General features: G+C 70.8%; 20 protein-coding genes. 9 read left to right on the top strand and 11 right to left on the bottom strand.

The window, feature by feature from the left end; genetic code table 11:
• The first annotated feature begins 51 nt into the window (after nucleotides 1–51).
• The 3 genes from SD455_RS01965 to clpB all read left to right on the top strand — a co-directional run bounded on the left by SD455_RS01965 (nucleotide 52) and on the right by clpB (nucleotide 5582).
• Complete coding sequence (locus SD455_RS01965; RefSeq protein ID WP_070159038.1) at nucleotides 52–1647, top strand: MFS transporter; 1596 nt, start codon at nucleotides 52–54, stop codon at nucleotides 1645–1647.
• A 54-nt stretch (nucleotides 1648–1701) separates the two neighbouring features.
• Nucleotides 1702–2802: an acyltransferase family protein gene (locus tag SD455_RS01960; RefSeq protein ID WP_445507087.1), complete on the top strand. Its 1101-nt coding sequence runs from the start codon at nucleotides 1702–1704 to the stop codon at nucleotides 2800–2802.
• Nucleotides 2803–2954: 152 nt separating this feature from the next.
• On the top strand, nucleotides 2955–5582 hold the full coding sequence (gene clpB, locus SD455_RS01955) for an ATP-dependent chaperone ClpB (RefSeq protein ID WP_445507086.1): 2628 nt from the start codon (nucleotides 2955–2957) through the stop codon (nucleotides 5580–5582).
• Between the two features lie 114 nt (nucleotides 5583–5696).
• Here clpB and SD455_RS01950 read toward each other — a convergent pair whose 3' ends face one another.
• Together SD455_RS01950 and SD455_RS01945 are read right to left on the bottom strand one after the other, a co-directional pair.
• The gene (locus SD455_RS01950; protein WP_445507085.1) at nucleotides 5697–6287 is read right to left on the bottom strand and encodes a methylated-DNA--[protein]-cysteine S-methyltransferase; all 591 of its coding nucleotides are present in this window, start codon (nucleotides 6285–6287) and stop codon (nucleotides 5697–5699) included.
• Complete coding sequence (locus SD455_RS01945) at nucleotides 6284–7024, bottom strand: TetR/AcrR family transcriptional regulator (RefSeq protein WP_070160591.1); 741 nt, start codon at nucleotides 7022–7024, stop codon at nucleotides 6284–6286. The genes SD455_RS01950 and SD455_RS01945 overlap by 4 nt, the downstream gene beginning before the upstream one ends.
• A 145-nt stretch (nucleotides 7025–7169) precedes the next feature.
• On the opposite strand from SD455_RS01945, the gene SD455_RS01940 reads away from it, so the two are divergent.
• Nucleotides 7170–8126, top strand: coding sequence for an NAD(P)H-binding protein (locus SD455_RS01940; RefSeq protein ID WP_070160593.1), 957 nt, complete (start codon nucleotides 7170–7172; stop codon nucleotides 8124–8126).
• Between the two features lie 14 nt (nucleotides 8127–8140).
• On the opposite strand, the gene SD455_RS01935 is transcribed toward SD455_RS01940, so the two are convergent.
• On the bottom strand, nucleotides 8141–9118 hold the full coding sequence (locus tag SD455_RS01935) for a hypothetical protein (protein ID WP_070160595.1): 978 nt from the start codon (nucleotides 9116–9118) through the stop codon (nucleotides 8141–8143).
• 361 nt (nucleotides 9119–9479) lie between these two features.
• Between SD455_RS01935 and SD455_RS01930 the strand changes: the two genes are divergently transcribed.
• Both SD455_RS01930 and SD455_RS01925 read left to right on the top strand, forming a co-directional pair.
• Nucleotides 9480–9680 carry a DUF3073 domain-containing protein gene (locus SD455_RS01930; RefSeq protein WP_070160596.1) on the top strand — a complete coding sequence of 67 codons (201 nt, stop codon included), beginning with the start codon at nucleotides 9480–9482 and terminating at the stop codon, nucleotides 9678–9680.
• Between the two features lie 97 nt (nucleotides 9681–9777).
• Nucleotides 9778–10752, top strand: a complete 975-nt coding sequence (locus SD455_RS01925) for a Sir2 family NAD-dependent protein deacetylase (RefSeq protein ID WP_445507084.1) — start codon at nucleotides 9778–9780, stop codon at nucleotides 10750–10752.
• Nucleotides 10753–10796: 44 nt separating this feature from the next.
• Here SD455_RS01925 and SD455_RS01920 read toward each other — a convergent pair whose 3' ends face one another.
• The 3 genes from SD455_RS01920 to SD455_RS01910 all read right to left on the bottom strand — a co-directional run bounded on the left by SD455_RS01920 (nucleotide 10797) and on the right by SD455_RS01910 (nucleotide 14331).
• Complete coding sequence (locus SD455_RS01920; protein WP_445507083.1) at nucleotides 10797–11411, bottom strand: TetR family transcriptional regulator; 615 nt, start codon at nucleotides 11409–11411, stop codon at nucleotides 10797–10799.
• Between the two features lie 53 nt (nucleotides 11412–11464).
• Entirely contained in the window at nucleotides 11465–13003 is a 1539-nt protein-coding gene (locus SD455_RS01915; protein ID WP_445507082.1) for an MFS transporter, read from the bottom strand.
• A 137-nt stretch (nucleotides 13004–13140) separates the two neighbouring features.
• Nucleotides 13141–14331 (bottom strand): lipid II:glycine glycyltransferase FemX, encoded by a 1191-nt coding sequence (locus SD455_RS01910; protein WP_311025111.1) that lies wholly within the window; start codon nucleotides 14329–14331, stop codon nucleotides 13141–13143.
• 146 nt (nucleotides 14332–14477) lie between these two features.
• Here SD455_RS01910 and SD455_RS01905 point away from each other — a divergent pair, with 146 nt between their 5' ends.
• Nucleotides 14478–15089, top strand: coding sequence for a LysE family translocator (locus SD455_RS01905; protein WP_201791074.1), 612 nt, complete (start codon nucleotides 14478–14480; stop codon nucleotides 15087–15089).
• Nucleotides 15090–15161: 72 nt separating this feature from the next.
• Nucleotides 15162–15671 (top strand): hypothetical protein, encoded by a 510-nt coding sequence (locus tag SD455_RS01900; RefSeq protein ID WP_445507081.1) that lies wholly within the window; start codon nucleotides 15162–15164, stop codon nucleotides 15669–15671.
• Nucleotides 15672–15687: 16 nt separating this feature from the next.
• Here SD455_RS01900 and SD455_RS01895 read toward each other — a convergent pair whose 3' ends face one another.
• Nucleotides 15688–17103: a sugar porter family MFS transporter gene (locus tag SD455_RS01895; protein WP_445507080.1), complete on the bottom strand. Its 1416-nt coding sequence runs from the start codon at nucleotides 17101–17103 to the stop codon at nucleotides 15688–15690.
• Between the two features lie 260 nt (nucleotides 17104–17363).
• Here SD455_RS01895 and SD455_RS01890 point away from each other — a divergent pair, with 260 nt between their 5' ends.
• A complete protein-coding gene (locus SD455_RS01890) occupies nucleotides 17364–17768 on the top strand; it encodes a hypothetical protein (protein WP_445507079.1) in 405 nt (134 codons plus the stop codon).
• 105 nt (nucleotides 17769–17873) lie between these two features.
• Here SD455_RS01890 and purM read toward each other — a convergent pair whose 3' ends face one another.
• From purM to purD, 4 genes are read right to left on the bottom strand one after another with little or no spacing between them, the layout of a single operon-like run.
• Complete coding sequence (gene purM, locus SD455_RS01885) at nucleotides 17874–19031, bottom strand: phosphoribosylformylglycinamidine cyclo-ligase (protein WP_070160607.1); 1158 nt, start codon at nucleotides 19029–19031, stop codon at nucleotides 17874–17876.
• Nucleotides 19028–20596 (bottom strand): amidophosphoribosyltransferase, encoded by a 1569-nt coding sequence (gene purF / locus SD455_RS01880; protein ID WP_085437215.1) that lies wholly within the window; start codon nucleotides 20594–20596, stop codon nucleotides 19028–19030. The genes purM and purF overlap by 4 nt, the downstream gene beginning before the upstream one ends.
• Nucleotides 20583–20897 (bottom strand): hypothetical protein, encoded by a 315-nt coding sequence (locus SD455_RS01875; protein ID WP_070160609.1) that lies wholly within the window; start codon nucleotides 20895–20897, stop codon nucleotides 20583–20585. The genes purF and SD455_RS01875 overlap by 14 nt, the downstream gene beginning before the upstream one ends.
• A gap of 55 nt (nucleotides 20898–20952) precedes the next feature.
• Nucleotides 20953–23148: a phosphoribosylamine--glycine ligase gene (gene purD / locus SD455_RS01870; RefSeq protein WP_311025122.1), complete on the bottom strand. Its 2196-nt coding sequence runs from the start codon at nucleotides 23146–23148 to the stop codon at nucleotides 20953–20955.
• Nucleotides 23149–23204 lie beyond the last annotated feature (56 nt).

Below are 23204 nucleotides of genomic sequence, written 5' to 3'. Positions count from 1 at the left end.
GGAAAATGATGAACCTGGACTCCGTGATGATGTCCCCGTAGAACTGAAGGTATGACACCACATGCCCCCGCAGAGACGACTCTCGAGAGCCCGCGACGGCTGGCGGCCATCCTGCTGCTGTTCGCGGCGGTGATGCTGGTCGGCGGGACGGACATGACCAAGGTCGTGGTCGCCCTGCCGGAGCTGACTGCCGACGTCTCGCTCGACCCCGCCGGGTCGGTCTGGGTCGCTGACATCTACCCCCTGGCGGCCGGCGCCGTCCTGATGACCAGTGCCGTGCTCGCCGACCGCTTGGGGCGGCGACGCCTCTACCTGTCCGGGCTGGTGGTGGCCGTCCTCAGCGCCGCGCTGGTCGGCTTCTCCTCCACCGGTGCGGCGGTCATCGCCGGGCGGATTGGCCAGGGCGTCGGAGCGGCGCTTCTGATCGCCGGCACGGTCGCGATCATCCGGGTGACCTTCCCTGGGGGCCGTCTGCGCGCCCTGGCCTACGGGGTCTGGGTGGTCGGCTTCAGTGCGGGTTCGGCGCTCGGGCCGCTGGTGGGCGGGGTGCTGGTGGACCTGGCCGGCTGGCGCTGGGTCTTCTGGGTCAATGTGCCGGTGCTCGGCCTGTGTCTGGTGGCCGCCGCCGTCGTGTTGCGCGAGTCCCGCAATCCGGACCCGCCGCGCCTGGACGGGCTCAGCATCGTGTCTTCGATGGCCGCCGTCGGGCTGCTGGTGGTGGGGATGAAGACCCTGGCGCGGCCCGAGTCGCCGGCCTGGGCCAGTGTGGCGGCGCTGCTCGGCGGGGCGCTCCTCGCGGTGGTGTTCGTGGGCCGCCAGCTGCGCATGCCGCGGCCGTTCCTGGACGTGCGGCTGCTCGCCGACCCGCTGCTGGGCACCTCCGCGGTGATCATCCTCGCGACGCTCGGCGTCTTCAACGGCGCCCTGTATCTGCTCACGCAGCAGCACCAGCTGGTCGACGGACTCTCCGTCGTGCGCACCGGCATCGCCCTGCTCCCTCTGGTCGCCGCCAGTGCGGCCGGAGGGCTCCTGGGGCCGCTGCTGCACCGATGGATCTCGCAACGACCCCTCATCGTCGTCGGACTGGGCCTGGTCGCCGGCGGGCTGCTGACGGTGGCTGCGCTCGACGGCGTCGGCAGGTCGGCGGGCATGGTGCTGCTCGGGGTCGGGGCCGGGATCATCATGTCCATCGGGGCGAACGCGCTCATGAGCGCGGCGCCGGAGACCCGGACCGCCGACGCCGGCGCCATCCAGGAGACCGCCTTCGCACTCGGCGCCGGAGTCGGGATCGCCGCACTGGGGACGCTTGCGATCCATCACGGGGCGGAGGCGGCGACTGGGAGCTCCGCGGCGGTCCACGGTCCCGGCGCCGAGGCCGCCCTCGGGCTGGGTGCGGTCCTCTACGCCCTGTTCGCCATGGGCGCGGGCCTGATGATCCTCAGCACCGCCGACGGCGATCCGGAGACGGCCGCCGAACAGGAGCCTGTGCGCAAGGCTGTGGGGGAGGCGCAGCGTCATCAGGGTGCGCGGCGCGAGCGCGCGGATCGTCGCCCGCGGAATGCTGAGGGGGCCGACGTCCGGCGCGAGCCCGTCGAGGTCGGCGGTCGTCGCGGATCGGGCGTCACGTCCCGTGCGTCGTCGAGGTGACCGCCCTCCCCGTCTTCAGGGGCGGAGGCCGGAGCCCTTGTGGTGCGGGGGCCCATGGTATTGCCTGAAGGGATGAGTCCGGGCTCCTCTCCGCCGGCGCGCGACGCCACCCTCGACATCGCGAAGGCGCTGGCCATCATCCTCATCGTGGTCGGGCATGTGTGGCGCGCCCTGGAGCCGGCGGGCCTGGTGCAGGACCCCCTGCTGACTCCGGTGGACGGCGTCATCTATATGGCGCATCTGTCGGTCTTCGCGTTCACGGCGGGGCTGTTCGTGGCCGGCGGGATGCGCCGCGACGGACCCTGGCACTACGCGCGCGCCCGCACGGTCACCTTCCTGTGGCTCTACACCCTGTGGTCCACCCTGCAGCTGCTGATGAAGATGGCCGTGGGCTCGGTGGTCAACGACCCGGTCTCGCCGGTGGAGCTGCTGAGGATCTGGGAGCCGAAGGAGCAGTTCTGGTTCTTCGGGTGGCTCACCCTGATGATGCTGCTCGCGGCCGCAGCCCGGCCCTGGATCAGTCGTCGGGCCGCCGCAGTGACCCTCGGGGCCGCCGCCGTCGGCTCGCTGGCGGTGTGGGGGCTGAACTGGAACGTCCTCGGCGGTGAGGGCCTCGCGCTGACGGTCTTCTTCTTCGCGGGAGTGGTGCTGACCGGGCGCCGTCTGCTCGGCTGGATGCAGGGCCTCCGCGTCGTGCCGGTGCTCCTCGTGCTCGTCGTGGGCGGCGCCGTGTGGGTGGTGCTGGGCGCCACGCTGCTGGGGACACCGCCCACGGCCTACGGGAGTCTCCGCACCGTCTCCAGCGTGGCGCTCGGCGTCGTCGGCTCCAGCGCCGGCGTCGTCGCCGTCCTCGCGGTGTCCTGGCTGCTTGCGCGGAGGTCCGCGGGCATGCGCTGGCTGGCGTGGATCGGTGAGCGGTCGCTGGTGGTGTTCGTCGCGCATGTGTTCTTCACGGCGAGCACGCGCATCGCGCTCAGCGCGGTGGGAGTCGACTCCCTCGGCGTCCACGTGGTGGTGCCCACCCTCGCCGGCGTCGTCGGGCCGCTGGTGCTCTACGTCGTCGCACTGCGGCTGCGGCAGGACTGGGTGTTCGAGGCCCCGCGGTGGCTGAGACGCCTCACCCGTGCTGACCGGAGTCCCGCCCCGCGTCCCTGAAGGCGGGTGGGTTCTCGTGTCCCGGGGCGGGAATATGCACCCCATGCCCAAAGTTGAGTATCATTGACTCAAGTTTGCATGACAGGGCTCGCCGGACCTGATGTACTACAGGTGAGGGCCCGCCGAGGCGCTGAGAAAGGAGCCTTCACCCCATGGACGTCAAGCTCACCACGAAGTCGCAGGAGGCCGTGTCGGCCGCCGCGATGAACGCCAGCACCGCTGGGAACCCGCAGATCGAACCGGCCCACATCCTCAAGGCGCTGATGGACCAGCGGGAGTCCGTGGCCGTCGCGCTGCTCAAGGCCGCCGGGGCGGACCCCGACGCCGTCTCCACGCGGGCCTCCGCGGCCATCCGGCAGCTGCCGGCCACCAGCGGCGACGCCGTCGCGGCCCCGCAGTTCTCCCAGGCCGGGCTGTCCGTCATCAGGGCCGCGCAGGCAGAGGCCGAGCAGATGGGCGACGACTACGTCTCCACCGAGCACCTGCTGCTCGGTGTGGCCGCCGACGCCGGACCCGCCGGCCGCGCCCTGTCCGAGGCGCAGGCCGGCCCGGAGGCGCTGAAGGCCGAGCTGCCCGGACTGCGCGGCGACCGCAAGGTCACCACCCCGGATCCGGAGAACACCTTCCAGTCGCTGGAGAAGTTCGGCACCGACCTCACCGAGGTCGCCCGCTCCGGCAAGCTGGATCCCGTCATCGGGCGCGACTCCGAGATCCGCCGCGTGGTCCAGGTGCTCTCCCGGCGCACCAAGAACAACCCCGTGCTCATCGGTGAGCCCGGCGTCGGCAAGACCGCCGTCGTCGAGGGGCTGGCGCAGCGCATCGTGGCCGGCGACGTCCCCGAGTCCCTGCGGGACAAGACGCTGATCTCCCTGGACCTCGGGGCGATGATCGCCGGCGCGAAGTACCGCGGCGAGTTCGAGGAGCGGCTCAAGGCCGTCCTGGAGGAGATCAAGGCGGCCGAGGGCGGGATCATCACCTTCCTCGACGAGCTCCACACCGTGGTCGGCGCCGGCGCCTCCGAAGGCTCCATGGACGCGGGCAACATGCTCAAGCCCATGCTGGCCCGCGGCGAGCTGCGGCTCATCGGTGCCACCACCCTGGACGAGTACCGGGAGAACGTGGAGTCCGACGCCGCCCTGGAGCGCCGCTTCCAGCAGGTCTACGTGGGCGAGCCCTCCGTGGAGGACACCATCGGCATCCTCCGTGGCGTGAAGGAACGCTACGAGGCCCACCACAAGGTGGCCATCGCCGACAACGCCCTGGTGGCCGCCGCCTCGCTGTCCGACCGGTACATCAGCGGACGTCAGCTGCCGGACAAGGCCATCGACCTCATCGACGAGGCCGCCTCCCGGCTCCGCATGGAGATCGACTCCGCGCCGGTGGAGATCGATGAGCTGCGCCGGGTGGTGGACCGTCTGACCATGGAGGAGATGGCCCTGGCTGAGGAGACCGACGCCGGCTCCGCTGAGCGCCTGCAGGCGCTGCGGGACGACCTCGCGGACAAGAAGGAGGAGCTCGCCGAGCTCACTGCCCGCTGGGAGGCCGAGAAGTCTGAGCTCAACCGGGCCGGTGAGCTGCGCGTCCAGCTCGACGACCTGCGCAGCCAGGCCGAGCGCGCCCAGCGCGAGGGGGACCTCGCCGAGGCCTCCCGTCTGCTCTACGGGGAGATCCCCCAGCTGGAGCAGCGCCTGGCCGACGCCGAGGCCCAGGAGAGCTCGCCCGGGGAGGGCCGGGGTGCCCGCATGGTCTCCGAGGAGGTCGACGCCGACGGCATCGCCGAGGTCATCTCCGCCTGGACCGGGATCCCCGCGGGCCGTCTGATGCAGGGCGAGACCGAGAAGCTGCTCCACATGGAGGAGCTCATCGGCTCCCGGCTCATCGGTCAGCACAAGGCGGTCGCCAGCGTGGCCGACGCCGTCCGTCGGGCCCGCACCGGGGTCTCCGACCCGGACCGGCCCACCGGTTCCTTCCTGTTCCTGGGTCCCACCGGGGTGGGCAAGACCGAGCTGGCCAAGGCGCTGGCCGAGTTCCTCTTCGACGACGAGCGTTCCATGGTGCGCATCGACATGTCCGAGTACTCGGAGAAGCATTCTGTGGCCCGGCTGGTGGGTGCGCCTCCCGGGTACGTCGGCTTCGACGAGGGCGGTCAGCTCACCGAGGCGGTGCGGCGGCGCCCCTACTCGGTGGTGCTGCTGGACGAGGTGGAGAAGGCCCACCATGAGGTCTTCGACATCCTGCTCCAGGTCCTCGACGACGGCCGCCTCACCGACGGGCAGGGTCGCACCGTGGACTTCCGCAACGTGGTGCTGATCCTGACCTCCAACTTGGGCTCCCAGTTCCTGGTGGACCAGTCGCTGGAGGTCGACGCCCAGCGCAAGGCCGTCATGGAGGTGGTCAACCGGTCCTTCAAGCCGGAGTTCCTGAACCGCCTGGACGACATCGTGATGTTCGACCCGCTGTCCATGGAGCAGCTCAGCAGCATCGTGGACCTGCAGATCGGGTCCCTGCAGGAGCGGATGGCCTCCCGCCGTCTGGTCCTGGAGGTCACCGACCCGGCCCGCGAGTGGCTGGCCTTCACCGGCTACGACCCCGCCTACGGGGCGCGACCCCTGCGTCGGCTGGTGCAGCGGGAGATCGGTGACCAGCTGGCCAAGGCGCTGCTCTCCGGTGCGGTGGAGGACGGCGACACCGTCCTGGTGGACCGGCAGGAGCTCTCCCTGGAGGAGGATTCCGTGCACGGGCTCACCGTGGCGAAGAAGGATGCGGCAGTGACGGGCTGAGGCCGCGTCACCCCTCCATCGAGTGGCCGCGAATCCCGGCATCTGCCCAGTGACGCGCCGCGACACGGGTGAAAGTACCGTGATTCGTGGCCACTCGATGCTGCTGGGGGCTGCTCAGAGGTGGATGCCCTCGCGGGCCAGCAGTCGACGCTTGGTGCTCACCCCGCCGAAGCCGTAGCCGCCGATGGAGCCGTCCGCCAGGATCACCCGGTGGCAGGGGATCGCGAACGCCACCAGGTTGTTCGCACACGCGCTCGCCGCAGCCCGATGGGCCAGCGGGCGTCCCGCCATCTGTGCCAGCTCCGCGTAGGAGACTGTCTCACCGGCGGGCACCTCGCGCAGCGCCGACCACACCTGCTGTCGGTACTCCGAGCCCGGCTGGACGACGGCGAGTCCGTCGAAGGCGGCATGGTCGCCGTCGGCGTAGGCCGCCACGGCTTCGGCGACGGCGCCCCGGTCCGTGGGCAGCGGGTTCATCTCTCGGTCCGCGGTCTCCGGGGCGGTGGCCTCCAGGCGGTCCATCATCTGCTCCAGAGCGCGGCCGATCGCTGCCACCTCCGGCTCCCCGCCCACCGGATGGGCCAGGCTCGCGGCGCGGATGGTGTCATCCTCGGGGGAGTGGACGACGACGGCGGAGCCGAGCTCGCCCAGCGATGCGGAGGACCAGCGCAGCTCCGGCAGCGGCGTGAAAGGGTCGGTGGTCATCGGGTCTCCTGGCGTGGTGGAACATGGGGTGATTCCAGGGTCTCAGGCGCCGGCGTGCCGGTGCCGCAGATCAGGCGCAGGACATGTGTGCGCATCAGATGGTCTTCCCAGGTGGCGCTCTCGGGTCCGAGCTGACCGAAGCGCAGCATGTTCACCATGCCGAGAAGGCTCGCCCAGACGGAGACGGCCCGCAACGCTGAATGAGGGGGTATGGCCAGGCCGAGCTCGTCCAGGTCCCTGGCGAGCCAGAGCGCCGCCGGGTCCCGTGCCGCCGACTCGGAGGAGAGTCGGGGATCGTCGGTGGCGTCGTCAAGAGCTGCGACCAGCCGAGCCACCTGGATGGCGACGCGTGTCCCGGGGATGACAGTGTCCCGTGGTGCCCGGTAGTCCGCCACGGGGGACCCATGGATGAGTTCCCACCGTCGGGGATGGCGCCGGGACCAGTCCAACATCGCGAAGGCGACCGATTCCAAGGAGTCGTCACGTGCCACAGCGGCGTCGACCGTGTCCGCTAGGCGATCGTAGGCGTCGGTGATCAGGAGCGTCAGCAGCTCGTCCCGACTCCGCACGTAGCGGTAGACGGCACTGGAGACCACGCCGAGGTCTCGTGCCACCGCTCGGAGCGACAGGCTCTGGGCGCCGTCGGCGTCGAGGTGGCGGTTGGCGATCTCCAGCACGGCGGCCTCCGTGGCCTGCCTGTTCTTCTGGCGGGGCGTCATGCCGGCGTCGGACGTCATGGCACGAGGCTAGCAGGACGCCGAGATCACCAGTCACATATGAGAGCAGTGCTCTTGCTTTCGGGGGCTATGGGGAATAGGGTCGACTCGTCATCGGAGAGCAGTGCTCTCATACGTGGTGCGGGACATCGACAGGAGGCTGGCCATGCGCACAGCAACGGTCATCGGCTATGGGCAGATCGGGGCGCGGATCGTCGCCGATCTGCTGCGTCAGGGAGTGGAGACGACAGTGGTGACGCGCTCTGCGGGAGCTTCGGTGCCGGAAGCGGCCAGGCATGTGATCGGCGATGCCGGACGCCGGGACGACGTCGCCGGCGCCGCAGCGGGGGCTGAGGCGATCTTTGCCTGCTTCCACACCGGGTATGACTCCCGGCTATGGGCAGATGTCCTGCCCGGCTTGGAGCAGGTAGTGCTCGACGTCGCTGCCGAGCAGGGCAGCGTGGTGATCTTTCCCGAGTCGACGTACGCCTTCGCGGCCCGGGCGGAGGAGCTCAGAGACGACGCCGAGTTCGCGCCTGCAGAGGACAAGGGGCGGGTTCGTCAGCGGCTGATGGAGGCGCGGTCGGCCCATCCCGCTCCCGCGCTCAGCGTGCTGGCGGGAGACCTCGTCGGTCCTGATGCTGCGCCCGCGACGAGCGTGGTCCGCATGATGATCACGGACCGCGTGGCGGCGGGCCGGCGCCCCATCATTCCGGCAGACCCCGATGTGCCGCATGCCCTCACCGACATCGCCGATCTCAGTGCGGCGATGATCCACAGTGCGGAGCACGTCGAGGAACTGCTCGTGGGAGTGGCAGGAGCCGGTGGGCATCGGCTGCTGATCGCGCCGTCGCAGGCGCCGACCCTGCGCGACGTCGGCGAGCGTGCGGCTGGTGTCGCCGGGCGTCCTGCTGCGGCGCCGTGGGTGCTGCCTCATGGTGTGTTGCGTGCCGCAGGGCTGGTCAGTCGGACGGCGCTGGAACTCGCCCGGCTTCAGCCCATCTGGTGGCGTCGCTGCGTCCTGGTCCCGAGCGGAGAGTTCGCCGGTGCACTGCCTGGAACGCCCTGGAGGCGCAGCGTCGAACAGATGGTGAGGCAGAGCGTGGAAGGGGCACTTGTCTGAGGCTGGCCGCCGCCTCAGGCGTCGGCGTCAGTGCTGTCAGCGTCGTCCGTCTCGTCTTCGGTGTCCTCCGTGTCCTCGGTGTCTTCCTCGCCCTCGGCGTCATCTCCGGCGTCATCTCCGGAGCCGGGCTCGGCGTCTTCATCGTCGGCGGCGGAGGAGTGCTCCTCCGGGTCCACCACGAAGTTCCCCGTCATGGTGGTGCCGCCGGCGGGCTGCAGCAGGCAGTTCACCCGCCGGTCGCTTTCGCGACGCCAGGTGGACTCGGTCGGGTGGGAGATGCGGACCTCCAGTGCGAAGTCCACGGAGTCCACGGCGTCCTGGTCCAGCTGGCCGTTCTCCTCGCAGGCGCGGTGGGCCCGCTCCGAGATCTCCTCATCACCCGGGTACTCGCCCACCTCAAGGTCCTCCCAGTGGATCACCTGCACGTCATAGCTGTGGTCGCATTCGATGATCGTGGCAGGGGCGGATTCGTCATGCGGCTGGAAGCCGGTCAGGCAGTCGCCGGCCAACCACTGGTCCGGGGCGGCGTCGCGGAGGATCACCCCATCGATGCCGGGATCGTCCTCGCGCTCCGCGACCGTCTCAGGCAGCTCTGTGGGCTCCTCGCGGATCAGGAACCACCACAGCAGAGCCAGCGTGACGAGCACGACCAGCCCGCCGATGAAGACGAAGGGGAGCATGTTCGGTCGGTGTGGGTCGCGGTGAGCGGTCTCCCGGACGTCGAACTCCTCGAGCCCGGCAGGCTCCGCCTCCTCGGGCGTGCCGGTCGGGGTGTCAGCGGCCGGCCCGTCTGTGGCCGGCTCGTCGGCGGGCATCTTCTGCGCGGGTGTCTGACCCTCCCCGGAGGTGCGGGCGTCACGAGTCCCCTTCCCTCGGGCGGCGCGCTGGCGAGCCTCGCGGCGGGCCCGGCGCGTCTGCGGCGAGGACGTCCCGTCCTGGCCGTCGGTGCGGGATGTCGGGTCGGTGGTGCCGTCCTCGGTGCTGTCTTCCACTGCGGCGGTGCTCCTGTGCGCGTCGTGGCGGGTTCGGCGGGGGCCTCCGGCGGAGCCCCGCGGCGCGCCGCCGGGGTGATGTCCGTCCCATCCGGCCGTCATCCAGGGCGCCGTCAGGTGGTGACGGCACTCGGAAGAACAGCCTGTGAGCAGGTGGGGACCCCCGTGAACTGGACCTTCCCGGCGCGCGACACACTGCAGGACGGGCCAGAGTGGAGGGCTTCGTCCTGCGCGGACGTGCGACGCGCCGTTCCCAATCATGTTAACCTAGGAAGCACGAACCAGTTGATCGCAGAGATACTCCCGCGGTGGACCCTGCCCGGCATCGCGAGGACCAGAGAAGACAGAGGGGGTCTCGCTCATGGGGCGCGGCCGTCAGAAGGCGAAAGCAACGAAGCAGGCTCGGGAGATCAAGTACTTCACCCCGAACACTGACCTGTCAGCTCTCGAGCGAGAGCTGGCTCAGTCGCGTGGGGACAGCTCGGCGGATGACCTGACCTCATACGAGTCGGAGGACGAGTCGTACGGCTACGACGACCTCTCAGACCGCTACGGCCGCTGAGTCCGTGGAGCAGCGCAGCACCGCTCCGCTCAGCAGGTCGGCACAGATCAGCAGTCACGAATCCGACCCGGCGATGACCGCCGGGTCGGATTCTGCTGTGCCTGGACACGGCACCCTCTACACCGATTCCCCGGCCTTCACCACACCTGTGGCCAATGCGCATCGGGCCGCTCTGCGCTCCATCGCCCGAGTGGTGGAGGACACCGCCCCTCCGCAGCCTGCCGAGGAGGCCCGCGCCGGCATCCTGGAGCTGATGGGATCCCGTGGCATCCTGGTGGTCACCGGTGCCGGCGTCTCCACCGATTCCGGCATCCCTGACTATCGAGGCCCGCAGGGCTCACTGCACCGGCACCGGCCCATGACGTACCAGGAGTTCCAGCACGACGCCGGCGCTCGTCACCGGTACTGGGCCCGCAGCTATGTGGGCTGGCGTCACATGGACCAGGCTGCTCCGAACATGGCCCACCGCATCCTTGCCGCCTGGCAGCGCCGGGGGCTGCTCTCCGGCCTGGTGACGCAGAACGTGGACGGTCTGCACGCCCAGGCGAACCGCGAGGCCGGCATCGTCAGCCCCCTGATCCCGCTGCACGGGGACCTGGACACCGTGATGTGCCTGGCCTGCGGCAACCGGGAAGACAGGCGTCACTTGGACTCGCGGCTCGAGGAGGCCAACCCGGGCTATGCCGAGGAGGCGATCCACGCCGCCGAGAACGTCAATCCCGACGGCGACGTCAGCCTGGACGACTCCTGGGTCCAGCGGTTCCACATGGTGGCCTGCCTGGTCTGCGGCTCGACGCGTCTGAAGCCCGACGTGGTCTACTTCGGCGAAAGCGTCCCGCCGGAGCGCAAGGCCGCCGTCGACGAGCTCATCGACGCCTCCACCGGACTGCTCGTGGTGGGGTCCTCGATGGCCGTGATGAGCGGCTTCCGGATCGCCCTGCATATGCGGCGGGCCGGCCGTCCGATCGGGGTCATCAACGGGGGCCCCTCCCGTGCGGACGCGAAGGCGGACTGGCGCTGGCGCACGCGCATCGCCCCGGCGTTGCAGGACCTCGACGCCGCCCTCGCCTGAATCTCATTCGCTTGGCTGAACCTCAGCGGGGAGGAGACGTCTCCTCAGCCCTGCGAGTGTCCACCCGCGCCGAGCTTGACGATCGCCTCCACGATCGTGGCCCGCTGCGCTTCGGTGAAATGGCCCGGGGTCAGCGCTTCGTAGAACCACAGCCCGTCGGCGGCCAGTCGCGCCAGGAACGGCAGCAGGGCAGGGTCCGGCTCGGCGTCCCGGGAGGAGCCGCTGTCTCCTGCGCTGTCTCCTGCGCTGTCGCCACTCGTCGGGGCCGGAGCCCCGCTCGGGGCCGGAGGGGACCAGCGGTCGTGGACCCGGTCCCAGGCGGCCTGGGCGGCCGGATCACCGGCGGACTCCAGCATCAGCAGCAGCTCGGCCCGGTCCGGGTTCTGCGAGGCACGGATATAGGCGTCCAGGCGCTGCCCCGGCGTCAGCTCCTCATAGGGGCCGCCGGCTTCGGACTCCATGCAGGCCTCCCACTGCCCGGAGACGTGCTCATGCAGCGCCAGCAGCATGTCCTCCCGGGACGGGAAATGGTAGAGCAGCCCGCCCTTGGTGAGTCCGGCTTCGGAGGCCACCGATTCGTAGGTCAGGGCCGTGACGCCGTCGCGCTGGACGATGCGCGTGGCGGCCTGCAGGATCTCGGTGCGTTTGGACTGTCGCATGATGGTCAAGCCTAACCGTCGTGGAGCGCGGGGCGCTCAGGAGTGCCGGGCCCTCAGTGGTTGCCCGGATACGCCTGCGATGCGGTGCCGGGGGTGTAGCGGCGCAGCAGGGACAGCGTGGTCGCGGCGCCTGCCACCAGCACCACGGCGACGGCGACCAGCACCGCCACGAAGGCCCCGTCCATGGCGTCGGCGGCCGCGAGGACGACGTCGGACCGGCCGCTGGTCAGCGCCGCCGTCGGGCTGGCGTCGGCGAACTCGCCGGCACCGGTCGGCAGCACCAGGAACCGGAAGTAGGCGAAGTTCAGCAGGCTGCCCATCGTCGCCACGGCCACCAGGCCGCCGAACTCGTAGGAGACCTCCTCGATGGAGGCCGCCATCCCGGCCCGGCGCGGCGGGACGTTGCCCATGATCGCCGTGGAGGCCACGGAGATGGAGGCGCCGAGCCCGGCGCCCATGATCAGCAGCCCCAGCACCAGCACCGGCAGCAGGTGCTGCGCGGCCCCGACGACGGCGACGCCGGCGCCCACCGCCGCTGTGCTCAGTCCACCCCCGATGAGCAGCAGCAGACCGGTGCGCTGCAGGACCGCACCGCCGATCAGGGCCAGCGGCAGGGAGCCGACGGCGATCACGGAGACCAGCAGGCCCGCCTCCAGCGGGGTGTAGCCCTCCACGAGCTGGAAGCGCTGCGTGCTGGCCAGCTGAGCGCCCATGATGGCGAAGACGCTGGTCCCGGCCGCCACCATGCCTCCGGTGAAGGCCTTGTTCCGGAAGATCGTGAAGTCGATCAGCGGCTCCTGGAGCCGGGTCTGCCGCCGGCCGAAGACGGTCAGGGACGCGGCGGCGATGACGGCGGAGCCGATGACGAGCGGCCAGTTGATGTGGTTCTCCGCCAGGGACTTGATGGCCAGCACGGAGGCCGTGAGGCCGACCATCACCTGGGCCGAGGAGACCCCGTCCCAGTGCTTGCTGGGATTCCGGCGGTTGGGCGGGCCGATCAGGATGATGGCCAGCAGTCCCGCGACGGCGATGGGTACGTTGATCAGGAACACCGAGCCCCACCAGAAATGCTCCAGCAGCAGTCCGCCCACGATGGGGCCGATGGCCATGCCGACCAGCGAGACCGACGCCCACACGGCGATGGCGACGTTCCTCTCGCGCTCCATGGGGAAGCTGATCCGGATGAGCGCCAGGGTGGCGGGCATCATGGCGGCGGCCCCGACGGCGAGGAGCGCCCGGGCGGCGATGAGCGTCTCCGCAGTGGGGGAGAAGGCGGCCGCGAGCGAGGCGAGGCCGAAGATCACCAGCCCGTACTGGAAGAGCCGTTTGTGGCCGAGGCGGTCGCCCAGGGACCCGGATCCGGGCAGCAGCCCGGCGATGACCAGCGGATAGGCGTTGATGATCCACAACGACTGCGAGGTGGAGGCCTGGAGATCCTCGGTGAGCCGGGGCAGCGCCGTGTAGAGGACGGTGTTGTCCAGGGTGATCAGCAGCAGCGCGGAGGAGACGATGACGAGCACGCTCCAGCGCTGCCAGCGGGAGAGCTGCTGGCCGGGGCCGGTGCCCACGACAGGGAGGGAGGCGGTCGTCATGCCAGAAACTGTACCGGACGTATGGTGAAGTGTGGAGGGTTCTGGGACCGAGATCACCGGTGGGCGTGACGTGTGGTGCGGGCCCACGGCTGAGCGGAGCGCGGCTGACCAGGGCGTCCGCTCAGCGGCGCCCCGGGTCAGCGGCGGGACATGTACAGGGTGAACGCCTTCGTCAGCAGTCGGTCCACGGGGAAGTCCCACTCGCCGTAGGTCTGCACCACATCCGCCCCCATGGTGGTCTTGAACCGGGTGAGTCCGGCCAGCGGATACTCCGGGTCCAGGGACGGGCTGAGCCCGCCGAGGTCGTACCACCGGCAGCCGGCGGCCAGCGCGTCCTCGATCTGCCGCAGCTGCAGCGCCCGGGGTGCGTAGCGCTTGCGCTCCTCGGAGGAGGAGGCCCCGTAGACGTACCAGGCGAACTGCCCCTGCCGCACATAGATCGCCGCCGCCAGCAGCGTCTCCTCGTGGTGGGCGAAGTACAGCGTGCACTCGGTGTCCTCGGCGGCGTTGAGCTCGCGGAACATCCGCTGGAAGTAGCTCAACGGGCGACCGGTGAAGTCGTCACGCTCCGCGGTCTCCTCGTAGAGCGCCTGCCAGGCGGGCAGGTCCTCCTCCCCGCCGGTGCTGATGGTCAGCTCCGAGCGGGTGGACTTGCGGGTCTGCCGCCGCGAGGTCTGGTCCATGCGGGCCAGGACCGCGTCGACGTCGAGGGCGGCGCCGTCGTCGTCGGTCAGCGGGATGCGGGCCTGGAACTGCGGCTGACCGGCCTCGAACTCCTCCGATGCGGAAGGGGCCTGCCAGCCGAGGCGCTCCAGCTCGGCACGGACCGCGTCGGCGCCGTCGTGGACCGTCAAGGGCTCCAGCTCGGTGATGCTGCGGTGCTCCCCGGAGGCCAGCGCGCGGCGGACGTCCTGAGCCGCCCAGCGGCGGGTGACCCCGGGCAGGCCCATGCGGATCAGGAAGGCCCCCTGGCGCTTCAGGTGGTCGGTCAGGGCGGGCAGCAGCGCACGGAGCTCCACCTCGTCGGGGTCGAAGACCGGCCCCTCGGCCAGGTAGGCCAGACTCTTGCGGCCCAGCACCGGAACGGCCGCAGGGACGGGCAGCCGGCGGTGGAGGACCAGGGTCGCGGCCACGAGCCGGTCGCCGTCGAAGGCTCCCAGTGACTCGCCCCGCCAGTCGGTCTTGACCTGCGGCCAGCGGGGATTCTGGAGGAACGACGACGTCGGGTGCCGACGCAGGAAGGTGGCGTGGTCGGCGGTGCTGATCGGCGTCACCGAGAGCCGGCGCGGGCTCGTCGTCTGCCGGGAGGGCTGGGGTGGGGTGCTCACGGTCCCGATGATACCGGCCGGGCCTGCCGCTCCCGGGGACGCCGACAGGCGGTGCGGGGGATCGCGGCTCGGGCGGCGAGTCTCAGAGTGCGGGCTCCGCCGGGCGTCCCGCCGCCGGCCCTGTCACCCACGCTACGCTGTCGCCCGTGACCATCCTCTCGCTGATCTTCTTCGCGCTGGCGACCGCCGGCACGCCTGGCCCGAACAACACGATCGCCATGGCCTCGGGCGCGACCTACGGGCTGCGCCGCACGGTGCCGACGATCGCCGGGGTGAACATCGGTTTCCCGGTGATGATCGTGCTCGTCGGGCTGGGGCTGGGTCAGATCCTGGAGCAGCAGCCGGTGGTCCTGGACGTGCTGCGCCCGATCGGCATCGCCTACCTGCTGTACCTGGCGTGGAAGATCGCCTCCGGCCCCACGGACCTCTCGGCCCAGGACGGGGCCCGTCCGCCGTCGTTCGTGCAGATGGCGCTCTTCCAGTTCGTGAACCCGAAGGCGTGGACCATGGTGGTGGGCGCGATCGCCGCCTACACCGGATTCTGGGAGTCCTTCACCGTCGAGGTGCTGGTGATCGCCACCGTCTTCCTGCTGTTCGGGACCCCGTGCACGGTGAGCTGGGCGCTGCTCGGCGTCGGAGCGGGCAGGCTCATCTCCAAGCCCGCGCACCTGCGGGCCTTCAACCTGATCATGGCCGGCCTGCTGGTGGTCTCCCTGATCCCGGCCGCCGTGGAGACGGTGGCGTCCATGACGGGCTGAGGGCTCTGGCGAGGAGTGTCGTCCGCCGGTACCCTGACGCGGGACAGCATCGCCGTCGCGCAGAAGGGTCGCATGTCAGCGCAGAACCACACCTCCGCCCCGTATCCTCCGACGGACGGCTCGTGCCTGGGCCCGGATGAGGTGCGGCACCGGCTCAGTGACGACGACGCCCGGCGGCTCGGCCTGACCGGCTGGCGCCGCTGGACGGTCGGCCCCGCCGCCGGCACGCCCGGGCGGGCGAAGCTCCAGGTCGTGGCCGGGGTCGTGGGTGGCTCCCTGCAGCTGGCCTCGCAGCTCTACAACGTCGCCTCCGGGGTGGACACCGGGGTGTGGGCCACCGTGGTGATGATCAGCGGAATCCTCTTCTATGTCCTGGCCCTGGGCACCTATGTCACCTACCGCGGCAACATCGACCACGGCGTCTACGCGCGCCTCGATCAGGCGCGGCGCGAGGAGGCCGCCCGCTGGGAGGAGACCCACGGCCGCCGTCGCCAGCGGCTGCGGGACGCGGCTCAGGCTCAGCAGGCGCCGGAACGGGCCGCCCACCCACCCGGCGCGGGGGAGGGTGGACGGCCCGCGTGAACCGTCAGCGTGTGGATCACTGCATGTCTTCGAGCTGCTTGCCCTTCGTCTCCGGGACGAAGCGGAACACGAAGAACAGCGAGATCGCCGCGCAGATGGTGTAGAAACCGTAGGCCACACCCAGGCTCAGGTCCGCCATCATCGGGAAGGTCGTGGAGATGGCGAAGTTGGCCAGCCACTGGGCAGCGGCAGCGATGCCGAGGGCGGTGGCCCGGATGCGGTTGTTGAACATCTCGCCCAGCAGCACCCAGACCGCCGGACCCCAGGACATGCCGAAGAAGACCACAAAGCCGTTGGCGGCCAACAGGGCGATGACGCCGCCGGTGTCGGTCAGCTGCGGGGTGACGCTGCCGTCGGCGGCCTCCACCACCGGGGCTGTGGCGAAGATCCACGCCAGCAGACCGAGGGTGACGGTCATACCGGTGGACCCGATCATGAGCAGTCGACGGCGGCCGATCTTGTCCACCAGGGCGATCGCGATGATGGTGACCACGATGTTGGTCACGCCGGTGATCACGGTCTGCGCCAGCGCGTCGGCCTCGGTGAAGCCCACCGACTGCCACAGGGTGGAGGAGTAGTAGAAGATCACGTTGATGCCCACGAACTGCTGGAACGTGGAGAGCAGGATCCCGACCCAGACGATCGGCAGCAGGCCCAGGGCCGGGCCGCGCAGATGCTTCAGCCGGGTCCGCGTCTCGGTGCCCAGGCTGCGGCGGATCTCCTCGATGCGCTGGTCCACGCCCGTCTGGAGCACGCGGCTGAGCACCTCGCGGGCCTGGGCCGGGGAGCCCTTCTTCACCAGGAATCGCGGGGACTCGGGGATCATCAGGGCGAAGGCGCCGTAGGCCAGGGCGGGGACGACCTCCGCGAAGAACATCCATCGCCAGGTCTCCAGGCCGAACCACAGGGGCTCCGCCGCGCCTCCGGAGAGGCCGGCCAGCCAGGCGTTGGAGAGCAGGGCGACGAAGATGCCGACCACGATGGCCATCTGCTGCATGGAGCCGAGGCGGCCGCGGATCTGTGCCGGAGAGATCTCTGCGATGTAGGCCGGAGCGATCACCGAGGCCGTGCCGACGCCGAGACCACCGATGACCCGCCAGACGATCAGGTCGGTGGCGCCCACGGCGAAGGTGCAGCCGACCGCGCTGATGAGGAACAGCGAGGCCGCGATGAGCATGACCCGGACGCGGCCGATCCGGTCGGCCAGCTTGCCGGCGGTGAAGGCGCCGACCACGCAGCCCAGCAGGGCCGAGGAGACGACGAAGCCCGTGAGTGCGGGGCTGAGCTCGAAGCCGTCGCGGACGGCGGAGACGGTGCCGTTGATGACGGCGGTGTCGAAGCCGAAGAGGAATCCTCCGAGGGCGGCGACCGAGGCCAGCAGCAGCGCTTGGCCGGTATGGAATGACTCGGGGATTTGGCGGGTGTCACTCATGTGGCCCTCCTGCGCCTCGGGATGCGGCGGTCACCGGTGTGGCGCTGTCGAGCGGCGAAGCTGCCGGGCAGGCCCCAGGTGACGTGGTGCATGTCACTTTAGGCCTCACTCGAGAGGAAGTCCACGGTGCGGCGAGGCGACGAGGGAGGCCTCTGGTCATGACCTGCCCTTACCGATAGGCTGACGCGTGACAGCAAGGGCGCCGTGGATCCCACGCCACGGGCCGTGCCGGCGCCGTCGACGACGGGGAGAGGTTGGTCATGGTCGAACTGGATCACACCGGGGCCCATCTGACCCCGCAGGAGGTGCGGCACCGGCTGTCCGAGCACGACGCCGCCCGGCTCGGGCTGAGCGGCTGGCGCCGGTGGGGCCTGGGCACGGCCGCGGTCTCACCGGGACAGGTGAAGTTTCAGGTGGGGGCGTGTCTGTTCATCGCCTCGGCGCAGCTCATCGCGTTCCTGAGCCGCGCCACCAGCGGGCCCCTTGACGCCTGGGATCGCTGGTTGTCCTTGCCGGGTGTCACGGTGTTCTACGTCCTGGCCCTGGTGTTCTACGCGGCCTACCGAGGCAACGTCGACGACGGCGTCTACGAGCGTCTCGCCGAGGCCCGCCGCCTCGAGGCCCAGGAGCGCGTCGCGAGGTCTACGGCGGGCCAGTCCCGCTGACACGCATCGAGTGGGGGAATCCACTACAGCTAAGCCGCTCGTGAGACGATTTAGCTGTAGTGGATTCCCCCACTCGATGCGGGGTGGAGAGGAGGGGAGGACGGCTTAGTCGGCGTAGGCGCCGGTGAGCAGCACGCCGCCGCCGTCGACACCCTTGGCACCCTGGACGAAGTCCTCGCCGGCACCGGCCACATCCTCGGGCGAGTACGCGGAGACCTCGCCCATCACCCAGGCGGTCTGACCGGCGGCGGTCAGCTGGGCCACGGCGGCGTCGGCCTGCTCCGGGGCCACCACGGCCACCATCCCGACCCCCAGGTTCAGAGTCCGCTCCAGGTCCGCCTGCGGGACTCGGCCGAGCTCGGCGACCAGCGAGAACACCGCCGGCCAGGACCAGGTGGAGCGGTCCACGGTGGCCAGCAGGCCGGCCGGCAGCACGCGGGCCAGATTCGCGGCCAGGCCGCCGCCGGTCACGTGGCTGAACCCGCGCACCGGCAGGTCTGCGGGCAGCTCGCCCTGCGCCGGGTCGCCGTTGAGGGCCTTCACCAGGTCCAGGCAGGGCGTGGTGTACAGGCGGGTGGGTTCCAGCAGCTCCTCGCCCAGGGTGCGGCCGAACTCGGGGACCTCGCGCTCGTAGCCCCACCCGGCCGCGGACACCACCCGGCGGACCAGCGAATAGCCGTTGGAGTGGATGCCGGAGGACCCCATGCCGATGATCACGTCACCGGCGCGCACGCGCTCCGGACCCAGCACGGCGGAGGCGTCCACCATGCCGGTGGCGGCGCCGGCGACGTCGTACTCGTCCTCGGCCAGCAGACCCGGGTGCTCGGCGGTCTCGCCGCCCACCAGGGCGGTGCCGGCCTCCGCACAGGCCTTCGCGATCCCGGACACCACGGCGGCGATCCGGGTCGGCTCCACCTTCCCGGTGGCGATGTAGTCGGTCATGAACAGCGGCTCGGCGCCCATGACCACGATGTCATCCACCACCATCCCGACCAGGTCGAAGCCGATCGTGTCATGGACGTCCATCGCCTGGGCGATCGCCACCTTGGTGCCGACCCCGTCCGTGGAGGTGGCCAGCAGCGGCCGCGGCAGAGCCTTGAGGGCCGAGGCGTCGTAGAGGCCCGCGAACGCGCCGACCCCGCCCATCACCGCAGGCGTGTGCGTGGCTTCGATATGGGCCTTCATCAGTTCGACGGCGCGGTCTCCCGCCTCGACGTCGACCCCGGAGGCGGCGTAGGTGATGGGTGCGGGCTGGTCGGTCATGAAGTGGCCTCCGCGAGCGGCTGGTCGTCGACGTCGAACTCTGCATCCGGACCCGGCTCGCACCCCGAGGGGGCCGACCGGTCCATGCCGGGAAGCTCCGGCTGCTCCAGCAGCAGCTTGCCGCGGCGGTTCTCCGGCGGCAGCTCGATCGGGTACTCCCCGGAGAAGCAGGCGGTGCACAGGGTGGAGCGCGGCTGCTCGGTGGCGGCGATCATGCCCTCCTCCGAGATGTAGGCCAGGGAGTCGGCCCCCACGGCCTGCCGGATCTCATCCATGCTGGCCCCGTTGGCGATCAGCTCCGCCCGGGTGGCGAAGTCGATGCCGTAGAAGCAGGGCCACTTGATGGGCGGCGAGGAGATCTTCACGTGGACCTCCTTGGCCCCGGCCTCCTTGAGCATGCGCACGATCGCCCGCTGGGTGTTGCCGCGCACGATCGAGTCGTCCACCACCACCACGCGCTTGTCGCGGACCACGTGCTCCTGCACGTTGAGCTTCAGCCGGATGCCCAGCTGCCGCAGCGTCTGCGAGGGCTGGATGAAGGTGCGGCCCACATAGGCGTTCTTGATGAACCCCTGGGCGAAGGGCAGCCCGGAGGCCTCCGCATACCCGACTGCGGCCGGAGTGCCGGACTCGGGCACCGGGATGACGATGTCGGCGTCGTGGGTGTCCTCACGGGCCAGCTGGCGACCCATCTCCACGCGGGACTCGTACACCGAGCGGCCGTTGATGTTGGCGTCGGGCCGGGCCAGATAGACGTACTCGAACACGCAGCGCGCCGGCTTGGGGGAGGCGAAGTGCTGGGAGCGGATCCCGTCGGCGTCGATGGCGATGAACTCGCCGGGCTCGATCTCGCGGATCACCGAGGCGCCCACGGTGGCCAGCGCCGACTGCTCGGAGGCGACCACCCAGCCGCGGTCCAGGCGGCCCAGCACCAGGGGGCGCACACCCTGGGCGTCGCGCGCCGCGTAGAGCGTGTTCTCCGTCATGAAGACCAGGCAGAAGGCGCCCTTCAGCGTGGGCAGCAGCGCCATGGCCTGCTCCTCCAGGCTGGCGCCCTCCTCATCCTTGAGCAGCGCGGTCACCAGGGCGGTGTCCGTGGTGTTGCCCTGGGCGAGCTCCCCGAAGGAGGGGGTCGCCCCGCCGCTGCGTTCCACCAGGCGGTCGTAGAGCTCCGCCGAGTTGGTCAGGTTGCCGTTGTGGCCCAGCGCGACGGTGCCGTGCGGGGTGTCGCCGAGGGTCGGCTGGGCGTTGGACCACTGCCCGCCGCCGGTGGTGGAGTACCGGCAGTGGCCCACCGCGATGTGACCGTTGAGGGCGGTCAGAGTGGACTCGTCGAAGACCTGGGAGACCAGGCCGATGTCCTTGTAGACGCGGATGCTCTGACCGTCGGAGGCGGCGATGCCGGCCGACTCCTGGCCGCGGTGCTGGAGCGCGTACAGCCCGTAGTAGGCGAGCTTCGCGACCTCCTCACCGGGGGCCCAGACGCCGAACACTCCGCATTCGTCCTGCGGGGTCGCGTCGTCGTCGAGCAGATTGAAGGTCAGGCGACCGTCAGCGCGGGCCATGCTCGTCGGTCCTCTCGGAGGGTGCGGGGGTGGCGGGCACGGCACGGTATTCGCGCGTGCGCCGGCGAGAACGGCGGTCCAGGAACAGCCACGCAGTGGCCGCCAGGGCCAGTCCGGGCAGGGACAGCACGAACGTCACGAAGCCGATGCTTCCGGCGGTGGAGTAGTCGTCCGCCGGTCCGGTGATCAGGACCAGGACGACGGCGGCCACGAGGGCGACGACCACGCCCGCCACGAGGAACGGGACGAGACGGGGAGTGGGGCGGACCGTCACCTGGCGGTGCTGTTCGCTGGAGGGCATGGCTTCCAGTCTACTGGCTTCGCGCGGCCCGGAAGAACGCGCCGGTCCCCGGCCGCTACTGCGGAAGCTCCTCGCCGGTGAGGCGCCGATAGGCGTCCAGGTAGCGCTCCCGGGTGGCGGCGACGACGTCGGCGGGCAGCGCGGGCGGGGCGACGCCGGAGTCGCGGTCCCAGCCGGAGCGTGACGAGGTCAGCCAGTCACGGACGTACTGCTTGTCGAAGGACGGCTGAGCGGACCCCGGCTCCCAGGACTCGGCCGGCCAGAACCGGGAGGAGTCCGGGGTGAGCACCTCGTCACCGAGCACCAGCTCGCCGGTGGCGCGGTCCCGGCCGAACTCCAGCTTCGTGTCGGCCAGCACCACGCCGGCCTCCCGGCAGGTCTGCTCGGCCAGTCGGTAGATCCGCAGCGTGGCCTCACGGAGCTGCTCGGCCAGGTCCTCGCCCACCGAGGCGGCGAGCTCGGCGAAGCTGATGTTGACGTCGTGGCCTCCCTGCTCGGCCTTCGAGGACGGGGTGAAGATCGGCTCCGGCAGGCGGGAGCCGTCAGTGAGCCCCTCCGGCAGGGGGATGCCGGTGACGGTGCCCGACTCGCGGTACTCGGCCAGCCCGGAACCGGTGAGATACCCGCGGGCGATGCACTCGGCCTCCACCATCTCCAGGTCCCGGCAGATCATCGCCCGCCCGGCCACGGCCTCGGGCACCTCGGTGGAGACCACATGGGTGGCGATCCCTGCCTCGCGCAGCTGCTCGAACCACCACAGACTCAGCTGGGTGAGCACCCGGCCCTTGTCCGGGATCGGAGTGGAGAGCACGTGGTCGTAGGCGCTGATCCGGTCGCTGGCGACCACCAGCACCACGTCCTGGCCGTCCCAGGCGGAGCCGGGGGCCGGTCGATAGAGGTCACGGACCTTCCCGGAGGTCACATGGACCCAGCCGGGCAGCTGGGAGGAGACGCGGATGTCCCCGGCCAGCGCCTTCGCAGCGATGTCGGTGCGGTGCTGGGCGCCCCGCCAGCTGATGCGGGACACACCCTCGTAGGAGCGGCCCACCGCCTCGGCGAGCGTGGAGCCGGTGCCGACGACGGCGAGCACACGCCCGCCCGCGGTCAGCAGGTTCCCGTCCTCATCCCGGCCGGTGCCGGCGTGCAGCACGGCGACGCCGTCGAGGCCCTCCGCGGCATCCAAGCCCTGGATGACGTCGCCCTTGCGAGGCGAGTCGGGGTAGTTCTCGGCGGCCATGACGACGTCGACGGCGTAGCCGTCCCGCCAGTCCAAAGTGCGGTCCGCGCCCAGGGAGCCGGTGGCACAGTCCAGCAGCAGCCGGCCCAGGGGAGTGGCCAGCCGCTCCAGCACGGCCTGGGTCTCCGGGTCGCCGAAGCGGACGTTGAACTCCACCACCCGCACGCCGCGGGAGGTCACGGCCAGACCGCAGTACAGCACGCCCACGAAGGGGGTGCCTCGGCGGGCCATCTCCGCCACGGTGGGGCGGGCGACCCGGTCCATCACGGTGGCCACGAAGTCGCGGGTGACGCCGTCGTCGTGCGTCTCGGTGTAGCCGGTCAGCCAGTCCAGCGGGGTGTAGGCGCCCATGCCGCCGGTGTTGGGGCCGGCGTCGCCGTCGAAGATGCGCTTGAAGTCCTGGGCGGGGCTCAGCGGCACCAGGTGCTCGCCGTCGGCCAGGACGAACAGCGAGACCTCGGGGCCGTCGAGGAACTCCTCGATCACCACGGACCCGCCGGCGTCGAAGCAGGCCTGCGCGTGCGCCAGGGCGGCCTCACGGTCCTCGGTGACCACCACGCCCTTGCCGGCGGCCAGGCCGTCGTCCTTGACCACATGGGGAGCGCCGAAGCGGTCCAGTGCGGCCTCGGCGGCGGTCAGCTCGGTGGCGTGGACGGCGCCCGCAGTGGGCACCCCGGCGGCCTCCATGACCTCCTTGGCGAAGGCCTTGGAGGCCTCCAGCTGGGCGGCGGCACCGGAGGGCCCGAACACCGGCACCCCGGCCTCCCGGACGGCGTCGGCCACTCCGGCGGCCAGCGGGGCCTCCGGGCCGACGACCACCAGGTCATAGCCGTGGTCGGTCACCAGCTGGGCGACCGCCTCGCCGTCGGAGGCGTCCACCGGATGGCAGGCGACGTCCTGGGCGATCCCGGCGTTGCCAGGGGCTGCTTCGACCGTGTCGACGGCGTCGTCGCGCAGCAGTGCTCGGACAATGGCGTGCTCGCGGCCTCCCGGCCCCACAACTAGTACCTTCACGGTGGTCAAGACTACGTCATGGGGCTGCCATCAGGGCCGAGTTGGTCCGCAGTTGC

The sequence above is a fragment of the Nesterenkonia sp. K-15-9-6 genome (genome assembly GCF_052656005.1).
This window is presented reverse-complemented; position numbering and strand designations above follow the sequence as displayed.

Coding starts and splice junctions, on each gene's coding strand:
- SD455_RS01965 (WP_070159038.1), top strand. CDS start 52: ATGACACCACATGCCCCCGCAGAGACGACTCTCGAGAGCCCGCGACGG.
- SD455_RS01960 (WP_445507087.1), top strand. CDS start 1,702: ATGGTATTGCCTGAAGGGATGAGTCCGGGCTCCTCTCCGCCGGCGCGC.
- clpB (WP_445507086.1), top strand. CDS start 2,955: ATGGACGTCAAGCTCACCACGAAGTCGCAGGAGGCCGTGTCGGCCGCC.
- SD455_RS01950 (WP_445507085.1), bottom strand. CDS start 6,287: ATGACCACCGACCCTTTCACGCCGCTGCCGGAGCTGCGCTGGTCCTCC.
- SD455_RS01945 (WP_070160591.1), bottom strand. CDS start 7,024: ATGACGTCCGACGCCGGCATGACGCCCCGCCAGAAGAACAGGCAGGCC.
- SD455_RS01940 (WP_070160593.1), top strand. CDS start 7,170: ATGCGCACAGCAACGGTCATCGGCTATGGGCAGATCGGGGCGCGGATC.
- SD455_RS01930 (WP_070160596.1), top strand. CDS start 9,480: ATGGGGCGCGGCCGTCAGAAGGCGAAAGCAACGAAGCAGGCTCGGGAG.
- SD455_RS01920 (WP_445507083.1), bottom strand. CDS start 11,411: ATGCGACAGTCCAAACGCACCGAGATCCTGCAGGCCGCCACGCGCATC.
- SD455_RS01915 (WP_445507082.1), bottom strand. CDS start 13,003: ATGACGACCGCCTCCCTCCCTGTCGTGGGCACCGGCCCCGGCCAGCAG.
- SD455_RS01900 (WP_445507081.1), top strand. CDS start 15,162: ATGTCAGCGCAGAACCACACCTCCGCCCCGTATCCTCCGACGGACGGC.
- SD455_RS01895 (WP_445507080.1), bottom strand. CDS start 17,103: ATGAGTGACACCCGCCAAATCCCCGAGTCATTCCATACCGGCCAAGCG.
- SD455_RS01890 (WP_445507079.1), top strand. CDS start 17,364: ATGGTCGAACTGGATCACACCGGGGCCCATCTGACCCCGCAGGAGGTG.
- purM (WP_070160607.1), bottom strand. CDS start 19,031: ATGACCGACCAGCCCGCACCCATCACCTACGCCGCCTCCGGGGTCGAC.
- purF (WP_085437215.1), bottom strand. CDS start 20,596: ATGGCCCGCGCTGACGGTCGCCTGACCTTCAATCTGCTCGACGACGAC.
- SD455_RS01875 (WP_070160609.1), bottom strand. CDS start 20,897: ATGCCCTCCAGCGAACAGCACCGCCAGGTGACGGTCCGCCCCACTCCC.